We start from the raw sequence: 18,601 nt of genomic DNA, 5'->3' as shown, positions 1-18,601 counted from the left end.
AAGATGGGTATACGAAATAAAAATGTATATTACCCATTTTTTTATTTTAAACTTTGTATCATTATTATAACTTAGAGTATAATTTTAGTAAGCAAAAGTAGTAACTATTACTGCATACAAAAATTAAAGAGAGATACAAAAAGTACCTCGCACATACATAAAAAATCCATTATAATGTAAGTTATGCAGACTATACAAGAAAATGGGTGAGATTATTTACGATTTAAGTTTAAATGATAAAAGTATAATTTTCAATGATTTGGAGAAAAAAATATATAAATATGTATGTGATGAGGCATGTAGATTTTAAAAAAAGGTGCTATCGCACCTAGACCGAAGGATGGAATATGGCTAAATACACAGGGAAAAGACAGACCTAAGAGAAGTAAGTCTAAAAAGAAAGAACTTAAGCTTGGAATAACTTATGAGGGATGGAAGAAGAGAAATGGCAGCAAAGATGCTTATGTAGTTGAGAATAAAATAGCATGTGTTAGTTTTAGTACCTATAAAAAATTCAAAGAACTTAGTGATGCTGCCATTGCAGAGATATATAATACAGATGAAATAGAAACAAGAATTTTAAATGGAGATGGGGCATCATGGATAAAACAAGGTATAGAAGATGAAGGCGTATATTTTCAAGATGTAAAAAGTTCGGTGAAGTCGACTCAGAGTTACCGTAAGTATAAACGCATGAAAGCTATTCAGAGGTGAATGGTGTAACCTATAGGTTGGGAGTCAGTAAAATATTCATAGTAAGAATGTTCCGCAGGAACTGACGAAATTCTGAATGTAAGGGTCTAGATGTATAGGAGGTAGAAATGCCTTTACCACTAAAAATGTGGGACTTGTGGGGTCTAGTAAAAATAGTTTCTATGAAAAACCCTATATTGTTATAGGCAATATCAAGCAAGTAGGCTCAAAGGAATTACCTAAAGATATAGTATTGATAGGATTATTGGAACGTCGTAAGCCAGTAATATGGAGGCCTTAGCACCTATGAAATAGTAATAAGGAAAGGAATCAATCATAACTTATTTTAATACAGGTGAAAGTAGTGGCACAGTACCGTAGAAATTTATAAAAATAAATGGAGGAATAACCACAAGTTAATATAATACAAAACATAGAATAATATGATGTTATAGGGTTCTTGTAAGACTAAAAGAAATGAAATTCCAAGAGGTGATTAATTGACCTATACAATTTTGGAACAAGAAAAGGTTAAGAAAAATAAAGGTAGTAAAACGAGTGGAACAGACAGAAAAAATATAATTGATATATGTGATATGAACTCTGAAAAACTAATAAATTATGTTAAATTTAAACTTAGTAGTTATAAACCTAAATCAGTTAAAGGTGCAAATAATCTGGCTAAGATATTAGCAGAAAAAGCAAGTAAGAGGACATATAATGTAATTAATGAAGTATGCTCTGGAGTTATTCCAGATAGTAAGTTAGAAACAATAACAGAAATGATTACGATAACAGCAGCTGATATAAATAAGAAAGTAAAGATGGGTAAATATTATCCTGTACAACAGGCAAGTATACCATTTACGGACTGCGCCATGACTAATGGGAGAAAATCAATACAAAGTTTTTTAAAACAGAGAAATTTTAGTGAACTTATTTATAGATAAGTTTAAAATTCCAGATAAAAAATTGAGGGGATAAGTACGCCCTTTCGGGCTGCGGGCGAAGCCTTTTAAGAATAAAATTTTTAACTGAAGTTGTAATGGAAAAATCAAAAAAATAAATTGCCCACTAGAACTTGACACAAACATTTCTAACTCTCGATTTGCTAAAAAGTTACAGACGTGTAGAATATAAATATAGATCATTAAAAATCATAAATATCTAAATAAGAAAATGTTAAATTAATATGATGGGAGGAGATAAAGTATGAATATTAAAAATATAACAGTATTAGGTACTGGAACTATGGGACATGGAATAGCATTACTTTCTGCAAAGGCAGGATTAAATGTAGTTATGTATGGTAGATCTGATGCAAGTTTAGATAGGGGCTTTAACAGTATAAAAGCTGATTTAAATCGTTTAAAGGATGAAGGGGAGTTAGCAGATAATGAATCCGAAGAAATCTTAAGTAAAATAAAGGGAGCTGAAACTATTGAGGATGCTGTTAAAGATGCTGATTTTGTAATAGAATCTTTAGCTGAAAACCTAGAGCTTAAACAAAGAATTTTTAAGCAGCTAGATGAACTTTGTCCACCAGAAGTAATTTTAGCTAGTAATACTTCAGGGCTTAGTCCAACAGCTATAGCTAAAAATACAAAACATCCTGAAAGAGCAGTAATTGCTCACTTTTGGAATCCACCGCAGTTAATTCCCTTAGTAGAAGTAGTACCTGGGGAAAAAACATCACAAGATACGATGAAAATAACCATGGACTGGGCTGAATTTATAGGTAAAAAAGCTGTTCGTATGGAAAAGGAATGTTTGGGTTTCATAGGTAACCGTCTTCAACTTGCACTTCTTAGAGAAGCTTTATATATAGTTGAAAAAGGTTGGGCAAAACCTGAGGAAGTAGATAAAGCTATGGAGTATGGACATGGAAGAAGATTACCTGTTACTGGACCATTATGCAGTGCAGATTTAGGAGGACTGGATATATTCAATAATATAGCTACGTATTTATTTAAAGATTTATGTAATTATACAGAACCTTCTAAGTTAATGAAGGACAAAGTTGAAGCAGGAAACTTAGGAAGCAAAAGTGGACAAGGCTTCTATAATTGGTCACCAGAGGCTCTAAAAGAGAAACAAAGGGAACGTACAGAAGTACTTCTATATTTTTTAAAAAAAGATGCACAAAAAAATAAATAATACATGCATTTATAATTAATTGATAGGGGCTGTCGCATTAGCATAAAAAATATGCTAACGCGGCAGCGTTTTTGTGTGTCTCATAGAAAATTTAAGGATATTTTAACCCCAAATAAGCTCGATAATTAAAAAATTGCACACTTTAATAAACCTTTGATATTAAGGCTTTTTTTGATTTGTAGAGTTTTTGAAATTTTAAAATTATGCACTTTTTTAAGTGGAAAAAGATGTGTTCTAGTTCTATCTGACTGAATTTTATTATGCAGCTTATTTATATTATGTGCTATTGCTAACAGAACACTTTCCGCCAAAACATTCTTCTTACCTTTACTTAGATATCTACGAAATCCCATATCCTGTTTTATCTCTGCAAAAGAGCCTTCGGCTTGAATGCTTCGATTCATTTTCAACTCGCAGCCTGCTTCGCTTACAATTCTTTCAAGATTCTCTTTGCGAAGCATATTGAATAGCTTTGAAGTCTCAAGATTTTTAACTCTTTCTTCTAATGGTGTTTTGAAGTTAAATCCATCTCCTCTACAAACTGACTTAGCAAACGCACCGAATCATTATTTGGAATCATGTACTCAATATTTAGAGGAAGTTTTAATTGATAACTTCCACGATTTGAAGTATAATTTTTGTGTAAATTAATATATTTAGGCATATATTAATTTTACTATAAATCTTCTACTTTTTCGAGTGGGGGATTTATTTTTGTGTGCAAAAAACTGTTGCACTAATTTTTTAGTGCGACAGCCCCTATCAACTTTATTATAAAATAATTTTGTATAATGAAAGCATATATGTTAAAATGTTATAGAAATTATCAAAAGTGTTTTCATTTTTAATAAGTTGTTATTTAACAGGGAGGGAAAAATATGAGAATTATTGCAGGTCTTGCAAAAGGTAGAAAAATCATGTCACCAATTGGAGCAAATGTTACGAGACCTACTTTAGATAGAATAAAGGAAGCCATATTTAACATAATTCAAATGAAAGTATATGGTTCTACAGTTCTAGATATGTTTTCTGGAACAGGAAGTTTGGGACTTGAGGCTGCTAGTAGAGGCTGTAAGTCATGTTACCTTGTAGATCAAAACCCTCAAACTTACTCTTTTCTTGTTCAAAATGTAAAAAACCTAAAGTTTGAAGATAGGTGCAAATGTATTAATATGAATTCATATAGAGCACTTGAAGAATTTAAGAGTAAAAAAATTACATTTGATTTAATTTTTATAGACCCGCCTTATATGAAAGATATGATACCACCAGCAATAGAGTCAATTGACGAGAAGAAATTGTTAAGTAAAACTGGAATTATAGTTACAAAGATAGATACTGCTGAAAAACTATATGGTGGAAATTCTAACATAGTTTTAAGCGATCATAGGAAATATGGAAATACAACAGTATGTTTTTATAATTATAAGGAGGATAATTAATTATGAGAGTTGCTGTCTATCCCGGAAGTTTTGACCCGATAACTAATGGCCATTTAGATATAATAAAAAGATCCTGTAAAGTTTTTGACAAGGTTATTGTAGCAGTCCTTGTAAATCCCGATAAAAAAGGACTTTTTACTATTGAGGGAAGGGTTGAATTAATAAAAAAGGTTGTTAGAAATATACCAAACGTTGAAGTAGAAAGCTTTAATGGACTTTTAATCAATTTTATGAAGGAAAAAAATTCGAAAATAATTATAAAGGGTTTAAGAGCAGTCTCGGATTTTGAATATGAATTTCAAATGTCACTTATGAATCAAAAATTAGACCCTGAAATAGAAACTGTATTTATGATGACAAGTGCAGCAAATTCTTTTTTGAGTTCTTCTTCTGTAAAGCAAGTTGCTATGTTTGGAGGATGCATTAAAGATTTAGTTCCAGAGGAAATTATACCTTATGTATTAAAAAGAGTAAAAGAACTTTAGGGGGAAAGAATATGGATGTTATAAAATTGTTAGAATATCTTCATGAAGTTTTAGAAACATCTTCTAAAGTTCCTATGACAGGTAAAGTGATATTAGATAAAAATGAAACTTTAGAAATAGTTGAAAAAATTATAAATTATCTTCCGGATGAACTAAAAAAGGCACAGTGGATAGTTGAGGAAAAGGAAAGAATATTAAGTGACTCCATTCAGGAAGCAGAAAACTTGAAAAAGGAAAATTTGATATTTTTAAGAAAGCAAGTTGAAAATCATGATATAACGATGGAAGCAAATGCAAGGGCGGAAGAGATAATAAAATCTGCTCAAAAGAGTGCAAAGTCCATTACACTAGGTGCAAGGGACTATGCAGATGGAATATTAAACGAACTTGATAATGAAATAAATGAAAAAAAGAAGCAGTTACTTTTGAACTTGAAAAGTGAACTGCAAAGTTTTTTAGTTGAACTCGATTCAAGTGTAAAATTGAAGACAGATGTTATAAGACAAAATGTAAAAGAATTAAGGAATATGAAATAGGGACTTTAGTTTAGTTAGTATCCATGGAATTAAAAATAGTATATATACTAGAAAAATGAAATTTTGGGTATTGTAATGGTTGTAATTATGTAAGCTGTTAAAACTACTTATAACAAATAAGTTACAGTAAAATGTTTTATACAAAAATATGCTCAATATAGAACATATAAGTCCTTGTAATAACTTTCTTAAAGTATAAGTTTTCATTGATATATCAAATTTATAAGTAAAAGAATATACTTGTGAAATTATTGATAAACCACTAAAAGTAAAGAGAAAACTTATAATTGCTATTTTAGGTAAAATTGGTAAACTAGTTCCCGAGATTAAATTACAGCCATTAGTCATTTCTATTATTCCAAGTATAGAACCTTGAAGTACATCCAGCGGAATTTTTGTTATATATGAAATATTGTTTAATATAATCGAAAATAAGCTGTTGTTTTTAATTATGTTGTTTATGACAGAAAAAAGAGTTACAAATCCACCTATCGATAAACAAGTTTTTATGGAATTTTCTATGCTTGATTTAAGCACATCTCCAATATTATTTTGTGACATAGTATGACGGCTTTGAATGTAAGTATTTTTTGGAAGCTTTTGCTTTGGAAAAATTAAAAATGACATAATTATGCATGAAAGTATATTTGATAAAAGTAATATGTATCCTATAAAATCGTCTTTTAGCATTGATACTCCAACGGAACCCAGTATAAATAGCGGACTGCCATTAGAGGCTATATTGATAAGTCTTTCACAAGTCTGTAAGTTTATTGTTTTATTTTCATATAGATCACAAGCATATTTTGTCCCTAAGGGATACCCACATAATACGCTTATTATAACCACAAAACTACAGCTTACTGGAAGCCTTAAAGGTTTGCAAATCATATTTCCTATAACTTTAGAATATATGTATACTCCATCATATGCTATTATTACATTGCATACAATTAAAAAAGAAAATAATGATGGAAATACCTTGTAAAAAAATAAAGTTGCTCCTGATATGACGCCTTCTATGCATATTTTTGGAGCCATTATTATTTGAATTATAAGTAAAGAGAAGATTATTGTTATAAGTGTATTTTTATCTTTAAGCAAAAAAGCTAAAAGTATAATTATTATGAGTATCAATAAATACAATATTGTATTTAACATTAAGTACCTCCATTTTTGAAATTGATAAAACTTATCGCAAGTCCATTTGGTATAGATATATAGATAAATCTATGAATATATTCCTCTTATCTTAAATGATAAATAATATCAAAAATGTGTACTTATAAGTTGTTAAATATACTTTATTGGACTTATAAGATAATCTGACATGGGATTTATGTTTTTATTTAATAAGCTGTACATTTTAGTACTTTGTACATCTAGAGCTAGTGAATTCTTAATATTCCTAGGTAATTTTGTATATATGGGTATAGAACATTTTGATTTTGCTTCCTTGAGTATCTTTAGTCCAACTGAATTAAAGCCTAAAACTCTAGCATATGGACATTCAGCTTTTCTCATTGCCCCTGTATTCCAATTTTCAAAACCAATGAAAAATTGACACAGTATCCTGCTTATACGAGTATATGTATATCTTTTTGTTTTTGCCTTGTCTATTAACTCTTTCATACTATTAGAACCATTTAAAAATTTAAATATCCTGTTTTCAATTCCTTCAGATACATCAGGAATATTTTTTATTAAATTAGTTTTATTTGAGAAGTATTTGTATTTTATATATTTTAGCATTGAATTATTAAATGCAAACTCGTATTGACCTTTTTGAAGTTTTTCTAATAAGCAGTACACACTGCCCGGCAAAAATTCTTTAAGACCAGTTATTGAAGAATTGCCTTCAATATATTTTCTTATAGCTGTTGAACTTGAAATATCATGATTTAATGAAGTATCATTGTATTTTTCACCAATTCTTTCAATTGAAAATGGCTTAATACTACTCTTTAAGTTCAGTATACTCTTGCAGTATTCTATTCCAAGTATATTATTAGGTGATTTTAATATATTGTCCAAGTTTATGATGTCAAGATTAACGCCTTTAATATCCAAGTGAGTTAAAAAATCTAAAAGAGCTTTATTTCTTGCAGCTGGATAAGAAATTCCCTTTGATAGCTGCTCCTTTAATAAAGCTTTAAAGGTATCTGGTTCAGAATTTAAAATTTGAGCTATAAAGAGTAAAGGTTCAATTTGACCAAGTTCGCTTCCAAAACATATATTATTTGTTATACCCAAGTTATTAAAAAGACTTATGGCGCCGTGGGCAAAAAATTCAGCGGAAGACAAACTATAGACAACAGGAAGCTCAAGTACAAGGTCTGCACCATTTTCTAATGCCATTTTTGTTCTATTCCATTTGTCTATTATTGCAGGCTGACCTCTTTGAACAAAGTTACCGCTCATAACAGCTATTATGCCTTCTGATTTGGTTACTTCCCGTGCTTTTTTTATGTGATAAAGATGACCTTTGTGAAAAGGATTGTATTCTACTACAATTCCAGTAACATTCATAAACAACACTCCCATATATTGATTAATTTTAATCTGATGATTTTTAAATGTCAATGTATTTTAAAATACAAATTTTATTTGACTAGGTTTAATTATTACTTGTTTTGGATACTAATATAAATACTGGATATAAGGTTATTCGCAAAGTACACTATATTGAGTTTATTAACTCAATTCTTTAATTAATAAGAATTTATTTTTTTTATTGAAAAATGTACAGTAAAAGGATTATAGTATAAGTGTATGTAAATTTATTAGTAGGGGGAAACGAACATGAAATTAATGAACGAAATCTGGAAAAAAGCAAAATCAAACAAAAAGAAAATTGTTTTAGCAGAGGGAGAAGAAGAGAGAAATATTAAAGCTTGTGCTAAAATAATTGAAAATGGATTGGCTAATATAGTCTTAGTAGGTGATGAAAAGGTAATAGCAGAAAAAGCTAAGAAGCTTGGAGTCAAAGTCGATGGAGCAGAAACAGCTAATCCTGAAACTTCAGAAAAAACTTCAGAATATGCAGAAGCATTTTATGAACTTAGAAAGAAAAAGGGAATGACTTTGGAAAAGGCTAATAAAATAGTCAGAGATCCACTTTATTTTGCAACAATGATGGTTAAGCTTGGATATGTAGATGGAATGGTTTCTGGTGCTATACATACTACAGGTGATTTATTAAGACCAGGACTTCAAATAGTAAAAACTGCACCTGGAACGTCAGTAGTTTCAAGTATGTTTATTATGGAAGTTCCAAATTGCACTTATGGAAAAGATGGCATGTTATTATTTGCAGATTGTGCTGTAAATCCACAGCCAAATTCTGAAGAATTAGCAGCAATAGCTATAAGTACTGCTGAAACAGCAAAAAATCTTTGTGGAATGGATCCTAAAGTTGCTATGTTATCTTTCTCAACAAGGGGAAGTGCCAGCCATGATTTAGTTGATAAAGTTACTAAGGCAACTGAACTTGCTAAAGAGATGAATCCGGATTTACCAGTAGATGGAGAATTACAACTTGATGCTGCTATAGTTAAAGAAGTTGCAGAGTTAAAAGCTCCTGACAGCAGTGTAGCTGGAAAAGCAAATGTATTAGTATTCCCAGATCTTCAAGCTGGAAATATTGGATATAAATTAGTTCAAAGATTTGCTAAAGCTGAAGCTATAGGACCTATATGTCAAGGATTTGCTAAACCAATAAATGACTTGTCAAGAGGATGCAGTGCAGATGATATAGTAAATGTAGTTGCTATTACTGCAGTTCAAGCACAAAACTAATTAAACTAGTATTTTAATAACTTTGATTAAAATTATAAATCTCATTTGAAAGGAAGGTAGAAATGAATATATTAGTAATAAACTGCGGGAGTTCATCTTTAAAGTATCAACTAATAAATATGAAAGATGAAAGTGTATTGGCAAAAGGACTTGTAGAAAGAATAGGAATTGAAGGTTCAATATTAACACATAAAGTCAATGGAGAAAAATATATAACTGAACAGCCAATGAAGGACCATAAAGTAGCAATAAAGTTGGTTCTAGATGCACTTGTTGATAAGAAACATGGAGTAATTAGTGATATGTCTGAAATATCAGCAGTAGGACACAGAATTGTACATGGAGGAGAAAAGTACGCAGAGTCTGTTTTGATAGATGAAAATGTTATGAAAGCTATTGAAGATTGCGTTCAGTTAGCACCTCTTCACAATCCACCTAACATAATAGGTATAAATGCATGCAAGGAATTAATGCCAAACACACCTATGGTTGGTGTATTTGATACTGCATTTCATCAAACTATGCCAGATTACGCATATATGTATGCACTGCCGTATGAATTATATAAAAAGTATGGTGTAAGAAAATATGGTTTTCATGGAACCTCTCACAGATTTGTATCAGCCGAAGCAGCAAAGATGCTTGGAAAAGATTTAAACGATTTAAAGGTAATTACATGCCATTTAGGAAATGGTGCAAGTCTTTGTGCAGTTAAAGATGGTAAATCTGTAGATACTACAATGGGATTTACACCTCTTGCAGGAGTTGTTATGGGAACTAGATGTGGTGATATAGATCCTGCCGTTATAACTTTCCTTATAAGTAAATTAAATATGTCAGCAGAAGAAGTTGACAAATTGATAAACAAACAATCAGGAGTGTTGGGTCTTTCAGGATTAAGCAGCGATTTTAGAGACTTAACTAAGGCTTCTGAAGAAGGAAATGAAAGGGCCAAACTTGCACTGGATGTTTATTACTACAGAGTAATAACTTATATTGGACAATATGCTGCTGTTTTAAATGGGGCTGATTGTATAGTCTTTACTGCTGGCTTTGGAGAAAATTCCAGTGAAGGCAGAGAAAGAATTTGTAAGGGATTGGAATACTTAGGAGTTAAAATAGATAAAGCTAAAAATGAATCAGCAAGAGGAAAAGCTATGGAAATAAGTACTCCAGATTCTAAGGTTAAAATTCTTGTTATACCAACAAATGAAGAGCTTATGATAGCAAGGGATACAAAGGCTATTGTAGAAAAATAAAATCAAAGTTATTTATGAATTGTGAGTTTAAAATTCTTTATATATAAATAAATCTTGACTTTTAATGCTCATCTCTATATAATAAATGTGGCTAATGTATAGAGGTGAGCATTATGAAATTATGTGTGTCAGATTTATTAGAAAAAGAAATGTTTGAAAAAGAGCTCCATATTGAAGCAGTGGAAAAAAGCCTTAATGATGGAAGCGAAAATATCAAGCTACTAGAACCAATAAAATTAGATGGGACTCTTACTAAGGTAAGAGATATTATTGAATTAAATGGTGCGATACATACTGTTTTGGAACTCACTTGTTCAAGGTGCCTAGAAAAGTTTAAATACACTGTAAATATTCCTGTTAAAGAAAGATTTACAAATGTTGAAAAAAGTAATAAAGATGACGGTATCATTTTTATTAATGGTGATACAATAGATATCACAGAAGTATTAGAAAATAATATAATATTGATGTTGCCAATTAAAAGATTATGTAAGGAAGATTGCAGGGGATTGTGTCAATACTGTGGAACTAATTTAAATTATTCTACTTGTAATTGTAAAAATGATGATATTGATCCTAGATTGGCAAAACTAAAGGATATGTTTTCGACTGATTAAGGAGGTGTTTATTGTGGGAAATCCAGCAAGAAAGTTGTCAAAAGGAAAAAGAGGTTCAAGAAGAGCTCAGACTTTTAAATTGAGTTTACCAGGAATAGTTGAATGTCCTCAATGTCATGAGATGAAGCTTGCACATAGAGTATGTAAAAGTTGTGGATATTATAATGGCAAGGAAGTTGTTTCAACTGAAAAATAGGAAGAAAGTCTTATGACTTTCTTTTTTTATGATTACAGGAGGTAAGTATATGATAGTTGCCGTGGATGGAATGGGCGGGGATTTTGCACCGCAAAGTGTTGTTCAAGGCTGTGTTATGGCTTTAAGTGAATTTGATGTAAATATAATAATCACAGGCAGGGAAGAAGTAATAAAAAATGAACTTGCTAAGTATAATTATGATAATAGCAAAATTCAAATTTTAGATGCCAGAGAAGTTATAGACACAAATGAGACACCTGTTATGGCCATTAGAAAAAAGAAAGATTCTAGTCTAGTTAAAGCAATTAAACTTGTTAAAGATAAAAAAGCTGATGCTGTTGTTTCAGCAGGCAGTACAGGAGCACTCATGGCAGGAGCTGCGCTTATAATTGGAAGAATAAAAGGTATAGACAGGATTGCATTAGCACCAATATTACCAGGCAAAAATGGAGCCTTTATGATAATAGATGGGGGTGCAAATGTTGATTGTAAACCTCAATACTTACTTCAGTTTGCCCTAATGGGAAAGTTATATTTTGAAAATATTTTAAATGCAAAAAATCCTTCAATAGGACTTGTTAATATAGGTGTAGAAGAAGAAAAAGGTAATGAACTTACTAAAACTGCATATAATATGTTAAAAAGTACAAATTTTAATTTCATAGGCAATGTTGAACCAAGAGATGTATCTAATGGTGATATAAATGTATTAGTTTGTGATGGCTTTGTTGGAAACACGATACTTAAGATGTATGAAGGAGTTGGCATGAACTTGTTTGCCATGATCAAAGATGAGATTACAAAGTCAACTAGAAGTAAATTAGGAGCTTTATTTTTAAAACCTATGTTTAAAAATTTGAAAAAAAAATTTGATTATACTGAATACGGTGGGGCAGTTTTTTTGGGATCAAGTGGAATTTGTATAAAAGCACATGGAAGCTCAAATGGCAAGGCATTAAAAAATGCAATAGGAAATGCTGTAAGCTGCCATGAAAATAAGATTGTGGATAATATAAGGATGCAATTAAGTAAACTGGATAATAACTAAAATAATGTGTATTAATGTTAAACATTTTAATATAATAATTTTAGTATTATTTATATTGACGGTATAACCGTTATGTAATATTATTTATTTATAAAGCTTTTGGGAGGTGAAGACTGTGATATTTGAAAAGGTTAAAAGTATAATATCAGAACAACTTGGTATTGATGCAGGGGAAATAAAAATGGAATCATCTTTTATCGATGACTTAGGTGCTGATTCTCTTGATGTTGTTGAATTGATAATGGCTCTAGAGACAGAGTTTGATTTAGAAATACCTGATGAAGATGCTGAAAAAGTAACTATTGTTGGGGATATAGTTGATTACATAAAAGCTCATACAGAAGAATAATTTGAGAGTCCCGTTTATATACGGGGCTTTAAGTTTGTAAAAATGTAGTTTATTCTTGAATTTGTTATGTCATAGCAGGTTGAAGAATAAACTTCAAGAAGGAGTTAATATGAAAGATATATATGTACCAGAAGAATTAGAAATGAAATTAGGTGTTAATTTTAGTAATAAGGGGCTGTTAGAAACTGCAATTACTCATAGTTCTTATGCAAACGGGAACAAAAAAATTAAGTTCAATGAAAGACTTGAGTTCTTAGGAGATGCTGTCTTACAAATTTGTATATCAGAATACTTGTTTTTAAATTATAAAAAGAAAGCTGAGGGTGAACTTACTAGGAAGAGAGCACTTATCGTATGTGAAAACTCACTTTATGAAGTAGCTAAGAATTTGGACATAGGTAAATATATAAGGATGAGTAAGGGGGAAGAATTAACTGGCGGCAGAGAAAGGGTATCCATACTTGCAGATTGTATGGAAGCTATAATTGCTGCAATTTATATAGATAATGGAATTGAAATAGCTAGAAAGTTTGTTATTGATAATTTCAAGGGTATAATAAAAAAAGCTATATTAAATAAAATAGTGCTTGATTATAAAACTAAGTTACAAGAAGTTGTTCAAAAAGATGGATATGTAGATATTGAATATAATTTGTTAAAATATGAAGGACCACCTCATAGAAGAAAGTTCTATACTCAAGTTTCTGTAGATGAAAAGATACTTGGTGATGGAACTGGATATAGTAAGAAAGAAGCAGAACAAAATGCGGCAAAACAGGCACTTAAAAATATGGAGGAAGAGGATGAGTAAGAATCATTATATAATACCTATTTTTGTACCTCATGAAGGATGCCCTCATAACTGTGTATTTTGTAATCAAAACACAATTACAGGAAGTGTACAAAAAGTAGATGCAAGTTTTACAATTAATACCATAGAGGAATACCTTAAAACTATGGATAAAGATAATTCCACAATTGAAGTATCATTTTTTGGTGGAACCTTTACTGCTATAGATATAAAAAAGCAAAATGAGCTTTTGGAAGTTGCTAAATACTATAAGGATAATGGTTATATAGATTATATACATCTTTCAACTAGACCAGATTATATTGATGACAATATACTTGAAAATTTAAAGAAGTACTCTGTTGATATAATAGAATTAGGTGTTCAATCTTTAGATGAATGTGTACTTAAAAAATCAGGAAGAGGTCATTCAGCAGATGATGTAAAAAGGGCATCTGAGCTTATAAGAAAATATGGATTTTGTTTAGGACATCAGATGATGGTTGGACTTCCTGGAGATAGTTTTGAAAAAGATATCGAAAGTGTAAAAAAATCTATAGCTATGAAACCTAATATATATAGAATATATCCAGCTTTAGTTATAAAAAATACTCCCATGGAAAAAATGTATAATCAAAATATATATAAGCCGTATGAATTGTATGAAGCAGTTCATATATGTAAGATTTTATATGTAATGCTCCTTGCAAATACTATAAATGTAATAAGAATAGGACTTCAGCCAACTGCGGAAATAAATGAAGGTGGAGAACTTGCAGCAGGTCCATTTCACCCTGCTTTTAGGGAATTAGTTGAAGGAAGCATATATAATGAATGTATGCTTGATGAAATCCTCAAATCTAAATCCAAAAATGTAGTTGTGCAGATAAATAGTAGAGATATATCAAAATTATATGCTGATAAGAAAAAGTTTTTTAATGACACTATAAAACAAATGAAAACAAAAAATATTAAGATTGTACAGGATGATTCTGTAATATGCGGCGACTTGATTTTTGATAATAGTGAGGAATGTAAAAAAATATCAGTATATAAATATATTATAGAAAAGTACAAAGAAGGAAATACAAGTATTTTATAGAAATATAACTATAAATATAAGAATCAACTAATATTTGTAGGGAGGAATTATTCATGGAAGTATTAAAGGTATCAGCTAAATCACAGCCCAAATCTGTAGCAGGAGCATTAGCAGCAGTGCTTAGAGGTAATATTTCAGCAGAGGTTCAAGCAGTTGGAGCAGGAGCAGTCAATCAAGCAGTAAAAGCTATTGCAATTACGAGGGGATTTGTAGCCCCTAATGGTATCGATTTAGTGGTGGTCCCCGCTTTTTCTGAAATAAGCATAGATGGCGAGGAGAGAACTGCCATAAAGTTTATTGTGGAACCAAGATAAATAAATTGTTATGAACCCTGTGTAATTCACATGTAATTCACAGGGTTTTTACTTTTTTGCAATTGATATTTTCATTTGTATAATATAAACTATATTAAGTAAACTTGTAATCTTATTAAATAGAATGGGGTGTTTAAAGTTGAAAAAGAATCAAAGGGAAAAAATGACTAAATTTATTATTGTCTTTGTAATCATTATATTTTTAGTAAGCTTGCTCCCAATGTTAAATATATAAGGAGTGACTTTATGTTTTTAAAGTGTATTGAAATAAGAGGATTTAAATCTTTTGCAGATAAAACTGAATTAACTTTAAAAAAAGGCATTACGGGAATTGTCGGTCCAAATGGAAGTGGAAAAAGTAATATTGCAGATGCTGTAAGATGGGTACTTGGTGAACAAAGCATAAAAAACTTAAGGGGAGGCAAAATGGAAGATGTAATTTTTGCTGGAACCCAATTTAGAAAAGCGGTAGGACTTAGCCAAGTATCTCTTACATTAGATAATGAGGATAAAAAGCTGCCTATTGATTATACAGATGTAACTATATCGAGAAGATTATATCGTTCTGGGGAAAGTGAATATTATATAAATAATACTCAATGCAGACTTAAAGATATTCAACAACTTTTTATGGATACAGGTATAGGTAAAGAAGGCTATTCTATAATAGGACAAGGTAAGATAGATGCAATCCTAAGCGGTAAACCTGAAGATAGAAGAGGGATCTTAGAAGAAGCAGCAGGGATAGTAAAATTTAGATGGAGAAAAGATGAAGCACAAAAAAAATTAGAAAATACAGATGCAAATTTAATTAGAATAGATGACATCTTAAGGACATACAATGAGAGATTAGAACCATTAAGACTTGAAAATGAAAAGGCAAAAAAGTTTATAAGTATATCAGGAGAACTTAAGGGTAAGGAAATAAATATAATTATCCACTTTATTGAAACAATTCAAGTGCAAGTTGATGAGCTCCAAAAAAATTCAAAAGGTGTAAATTGTGATATTGAAAAATTGAATTTAGATTATGAGAACATCAAAGAGCACATACTTAAGAATAATAAGTTAATTGGTGAATTGAGTTTGAAAGATGAAGGTTATAAGAAACAATACTATGATAGCAAGTCTAAAAAGCAAAATTTAGAATCAGAAATTAATTTGTTCAATGAAAGACTAAAAAATGCTCATTCTTCTGTGGAAAGTTATTCAAATGAAGTTAAAACTGCAGAATCAAAGATTATAGATTTGGTTAAAAGTAGATATGCTGACAATAAAACTTTAAATGGCTTAATGGAAAAACAAAGAATGTTAAGGGAAAATGCTGATAATTTTCAAAAATACATAAGTGAATTAGATGCTTCAATATATGATAAAAGTAACTTAGTTAAAAATTTAAAAGATGATCAAATAGAATATGTAACAACTGTATCAAATGTTAAAAATGATTTAGTTATAATGAATAATAGTGTAAAAGAATTAAAAGAAAAGATAATCAACATAGAAACGCAGTGTAAGGGTTACTCTAATTCTATTGATATGAATTCAAATACTAAAAATGCTTTATTTAAAAATCTTCATGATATGAAAAATAAAATATCTGAAGTAAATGACAAGATTCAAGAAAATAAAAAGAGCATGCTTAAGTTGAATAAACTAGTTGTATACGGCGAAAATGAACTTAAAGACTTAAATACTCGCAAAACTAAATTAGAAGCTAATTATACTATGCTAAGTAATCTTGAAAAACAACATGAAGGTTATACAAGATCAGTTAAAATGTTGATGAATGATATAGCTAAAGGCAAATTAAATGTAAATAAAGATGATTGTTTTGTATTGGGTGATATCTTCAAAGTAAAAAAGGAACTTGAAATTGCAATAGAAATAGCCTTGGGATTTACAATTTCACAAGTAATAACATTGGATGAAAACATTGCAAGAAGACTTATAAGATATCTAAAAGATAACAATATGGGAAGAGCTACATTTCTTCCTCTAAGCACAATTAGAGGTAAAAAAATAAATGATGTCAGGGCTATAAAAAAGATAGATGGTTACATAGGAATAGCAAGTGATCTTATAGAATATAATCCGATTTTTAAGTGTGCTGTTGAACATGTTCTTGGCAGAACTATCATATGTGACAATATGGATAATGCCATTAAAATAGCTAAACAAAGTAATTATTCTTTTAGAATAGTTACCCTTGATGGACAAGTAGTTAACTCTGGTGGATCCCTTACTGGCGGAAGTTTACAACATAAAAGTACAAGTATAATAGGAAGGAAGAGGCAAATACATGATACCAAATTAGAAATGGATAAATGTATTCAAAAAATTGAAGCTTTAGATAAAGAGATGGAATCTAATAAATTAAAGTTTAAAAAGTTAGATGATGAAAATCTAGATTTAAAGGATGAAATTTATAACCAAAATCTTGAAGCTGCGAAGACAGAGCAAAAAATAAATACAATTGATGATGAACATAAAAAGTTAGAAGAAAGTGTAAGAGTATGTACAACTGAAATAAAGATGTTGAATTCAAAGTTAGAAGAAACTTTGAAAAATTTAAAATTAAAAGAAGATGAACTAAAAGTTATATCTAATAAGCAGCTTGAAAATAATAAATTTATAATTGAAACTGAAAAGAAACTTGAGGATAAAAATAAGCAAATAGGTATTAATAGAGAAAAGCTTACTAATTTTAAAGTTGAAAAAGCACAAATTGATGAAAGTGTTTTAAACAAGAAGTCTAAACTTGAAAATATCAAGATAGATATTGATGAAATGAATAAAAAGAAATTAGATTTAAATAATCAAGTTGAACAACTTAAAAATATGATAAAAGAATATGAGTGCAAAATAAAACATAATGAAGATGAAATTATTAGAATAGATAAGCATATAGTTGAACTTGATGAGAAGAGTAAAAATGCAAGTGCTGACTTGATAAATATTAGACAAGACGTTGAAAAGTATAGTCAAAGGCTGAATGATATCACATCTATCATAAACCAAAATCAAAAAGAATTACATAAGACGGAGATATCGATAACAAGGTTTAATACAGAAAAGAAAGCTTTGAATACAAAATTAAATGAAGAGTTAGAAGTTACTTTTGAAGAAGCAGTTAAATACAAAAAGGATATACCAGACTTAGAGTCCTATAAAGAAGATATAGTAAGTTTAAAAAACAGAATTTCAGATCTTGGTGTTGTAAATTTAGGGTCAATAGAGGAATATAAAACTTTAGTTGAAAAGGTTGACTTTATGAGTTCACAAAGAGATGATTTGATAAGATCAAAAGAAGAGCTTATAAGTCTCATAAATGAAATGACGGAAAATATGAGAGAATTATTTGCAAAAAATTTTAAAGAAATTAGAAAGAACTTTAATGAAATTTTCAATGAACTCTTCAAAGGAGGAAATGCTGATTTAATTTTATCAGATGGTGATGAACTTACAGGAAATATAGAAATTAAAGTGCAGCCAGCTGGAAAAAGACTGCAAAACATTAACCTTATGTCTGGTGGAGAAAAGGGATTGTCTGCTATAGCATTACTCTTTGCTATATTAAAGATGAAGCCTACACCATTTTGTATACTAGATGAAATAGAAGCTGCACTTGACGATGCAAATGTAGCTAGATATGCTGAGTTCTTGAAAAAATTTTCTGATGGTATACAATTTATAGTGATAACTCATAGAAAAGGGACTATGGAAGCAGCTGATGTTTTGTATGGTGTTACTATGGAAGAAAAAGGAGTATCAAAAATAGTGTCTGTAGATTTAAAAGAGGAAGTTTCATAATT

Annotated in this window: 18 protein-coding genes and 1 pseudogene; 16 read left to right on the top strand and 3 right to left on the bottom strand. The window is 30.0% G+C overall.

Translation table 11 applies throughout. The annotated features are described in order from the left end of the window. Positions 1-303 precede the first annotated feature (303 nt). The 3 genes from EBB51_RS08585 (at position 304) to EBB51_RS08575 (ending at position 2,850) form a co-directional block, all read left to right on the top strand. On the top strand, positions 304-714 hold the full coding sequence (locus tag EBB51_RS08585) for a UPF0236 family protein (RefSeq protein WP_123055021.1): 411 nt from the start codon (positions 304-306) through the stop codon (positions 712-714). A 479-nt stretch (positions 715-1,193) separates the two neighbouring features. After that, the gene (locus EBB51_RS08580; RefSeq protein WP_123054093.1) at positions 1,194-1,643 is read left to right on the top strand and encodes a hypothetical protein; all 450 of its coding nucleotides are present in this window, start codon (positions 1,194-1,196) and stop codon (positions 1,641-1,643) included. Positions 1,644-1,905: 262 nt separating this feature from the next. Beyond that, positions 1,906-2,850, top strand: a complete 945-nt coding sequence (locus EBB51_RS08575; protein ID WP_123054092.1) for a 3-hydroxyacyl-CoA dehydrogenase family protein — start codon at positions 1,906-1,908, stop codon at positions 2,848-2,850. A gap of 125 nt (positions 2,851-2,975) precedes the next feature. Here EBB51_RS08575 and EBB51_RS08570 read toward each other — a convergent pair. Then, positions 2,976-3,329: pseudogene (locus EBB51_RS08570) on the bottom strand (transposase); the annotation flags it as partial. A gap of 399 nt (positions 3,330-3,728) precedes the next feature. Between EBB51_RS08570 and rsmD the strand changes: the two are divergent. Genes rsmD through EBB51_RS08550 form a run of 3 tightly spaced genes read left to right on the top strand, consistent with a single transcriptional unit; the run spans position 3,729 to position 5,313 of the window. Next, positions 3,729-4,292, top strand: coding sequence for a 16S rRNA (guanine(966)-N(2))-methyltransferase RsmD (gene rsmD / locus EBB51_RS08560; protein WP_123054091.1), 564 nt, complete (start codon positions 3,729-3,731; stop codon positions 4,290-4,292). Positions 4,293-4,294: 2 nt separating this feature from the next. Continuing rightward, complete coding sequence (coaD, locus tag EBB51_RS08555; protein ID WP_123054090.1) at positions 4,295-4,777, top strand: pantetheine-phosphate adenylyltransferase; 483 nt, start codon at positions 4,295-4,297, stop codon at positions 4,775-4,777. An 11-nt stretch (positions 4,778-4,788) separates the two neighbouring features. Beyond that, positions 4,789-5,313, top strand: a complete 525-nt coding sequence (locus tag EBB51_RS08550; protein WP_123054089.1) for an ATPase — start codon at positions 4,789-4,791, stop codon at positions 5,311-5,313. Here the strand turns inward: EBB51_RS08550 and ylbJ are convergent. Together ylbJ and EBB51_RS08540 are read right to left on the bottom strand one after the other, a co-directional pair. Beyond that, positions 5,296-6,474, bottom strand: a complete 1,179-nt coding sequence (gene ylbJ / locus EBB51_RS08545; RefSeq protein WP_123054088.1) for a sporulation integral membrane protein YlbJ — start codon at positions 6,472-6,474, stop codon at positions 5,296-5,298. The two genes, EBB51_RS08550 and ylbJ, sit on opposite strands and share 18 nt — an antisense overlap. Positions 6,475-6,606: 132 nt before the next feature. Beyond that, positions 6,607-7,842 (bottom strand): nucleotidyltransferase, encoded by a 1,236-nt coding sequence (locus tag EBB51_RS08540; protein WP_123054087.1) that lies wholly within the window; start codon positions 7,840-7,842, stop codon positions 6,607-6,609. A gap of 273 nt (positions 7,843-8,115) precedes the next feature. On the opposite strand from EBB51_RS08540, the gene pta reads away from it, so the two are divergent. The 10 genes from pta (at position 8,116) to smc (ending at position 18,599) form a co-directional block, all read left to right on the top strand. Further along, the gene (gene pta, locus EBB51_RS08535) at positions 8,116-9,111 is read left to right on the top strand and encodes a phosphate acetyltransferase (RefSeq protein ID WP_123054086.1); all 996 of its coding nucleotides are present in this window, start codon (positions 8,116-8,118) and stop codon (positions 9,109-9,111) included. Positions 9,112-9,173: 62 nt separating this feature from the next. After that, positions 9,174-10,370 carry an acetate kinase gene (locus EBB51_RS08530; RefSeq protein WP_123054085.1) on the top strand — a complete coding sequence of 399 codons (1,197 nt, stop codon included), beginning with the start codon at positions 9,174-9,176 and terminating at the stop codon, positions 10,368-10,370. A gap of 113 nt (positions 10,371-10,483) precedes the next feature. Next, the gene (locus EBB51_RS08525; protein ID WP_123054084.1) at positions 10,484-10,987 is read left to right on the top strand and encodes a DUF177 domain-containing protein; all 504 of its coding nucleotides are present in this window, start codon (positions 10,484-10,486) and stop codon (positions 10,985-10,987) included. 13 nt (positions 10,988-11,000) lie between these two features. Next, positions 11,001-11,183, top strand: coding sequence for a 50S ribosomal protein L32 (gene rpmF, locus EBB51_RS08520; RefSeq protein ID WP_123054083.1), 183 nt, complete (start codon positions 11,001-11,003; stop codon positions 11,181-11,183). Between the two features lie 49 nt (positions 11,184-11,232). Then, positions 11,233-12,231, top strand: a complete 999-nt coding sequence (gene plsX / locus EBB51_RS08515) for a phosphate acyltransferase PlsX (protein ID WP_123054082.1) — start codon at positions 11,233-11,235, stop codon at positions 12,229-12,231. Positions 12,232-12,346: 115 nt separating this feature from the next. Further along, a complete protein-coding gene (gene acpP / locus EBB51_RS08510; RefSeq protein WP_123054081.1) occupies positions 12,347-12,580 on the top strand; it encodes an acyl carrier protein in 234 nt (77 codons plus the stop codon). Between the two features lie 109 nt (positions 12,581-12,689). Next, a complete protein-coding gene (gene rnc / locus EBB51_RS08505) occupies positions 12,690-13,391 on the top strand; it encodes a ribonuclease III (protein ID WP_123054080.1) in 702 nt (233 codons plus the stop codon). After that, positions 13,384-14,472 carry a radical SAM protein gene (locus tag EBB51_RS08500; protein ID WP_123054079.1) on the top strand — a complete coding sequence of 363 codons (1,089 nt, stop codon included), beginning with the start codon at positions 13,384-13,386 and terminating at the stop codon, positions 14,470-14,472. The genes rnc and EBB51_RS08500 overlap by 8 nt, the downstream gene beginning before the upstream one ends. Before the next feature lie 53 nt (positions 14,473-14,525). After that, the gene (locus EBB51_RS08495) at positions 14,526-14,786 is read left to right on the top strand and encodes a stage V sporulation protein S (RefSeq protein WP_123054078.1); all 261 of its coding nucleotides are present in this window, start codon (positions 14,526-14,528) and stop codon (positions 14,784-14,786) included. Between the two features lie 246 nt (positions 14,787-15,032). Beyond that, complete coding sequence (smc, locus tag EBB51_RS08485; RefSeq protein WP_123054076.1) at positions 15,033-18,599, top strand: chromosome segregation protein SMC; 3,567 nt, start codon at positions 15,033-15,035, stop codon at positions 18,597-18,599. The last annotated feature ends 2 nt before the right edge of the window (positions 18,600-18,601 follow it).

The organism is Clostridium sp. JN-1, from assembly GCF_003718715.1.
Classification (GTDB): Bacteria; Bacillota; Clostridia; order Clostridiales; family Clostridiaceae; genus Clostridium_AV.
Note: the sequence above shows the minus strand (reverse complement) of the source record. Positions and strands in the feature narration are given on the sequence as shown.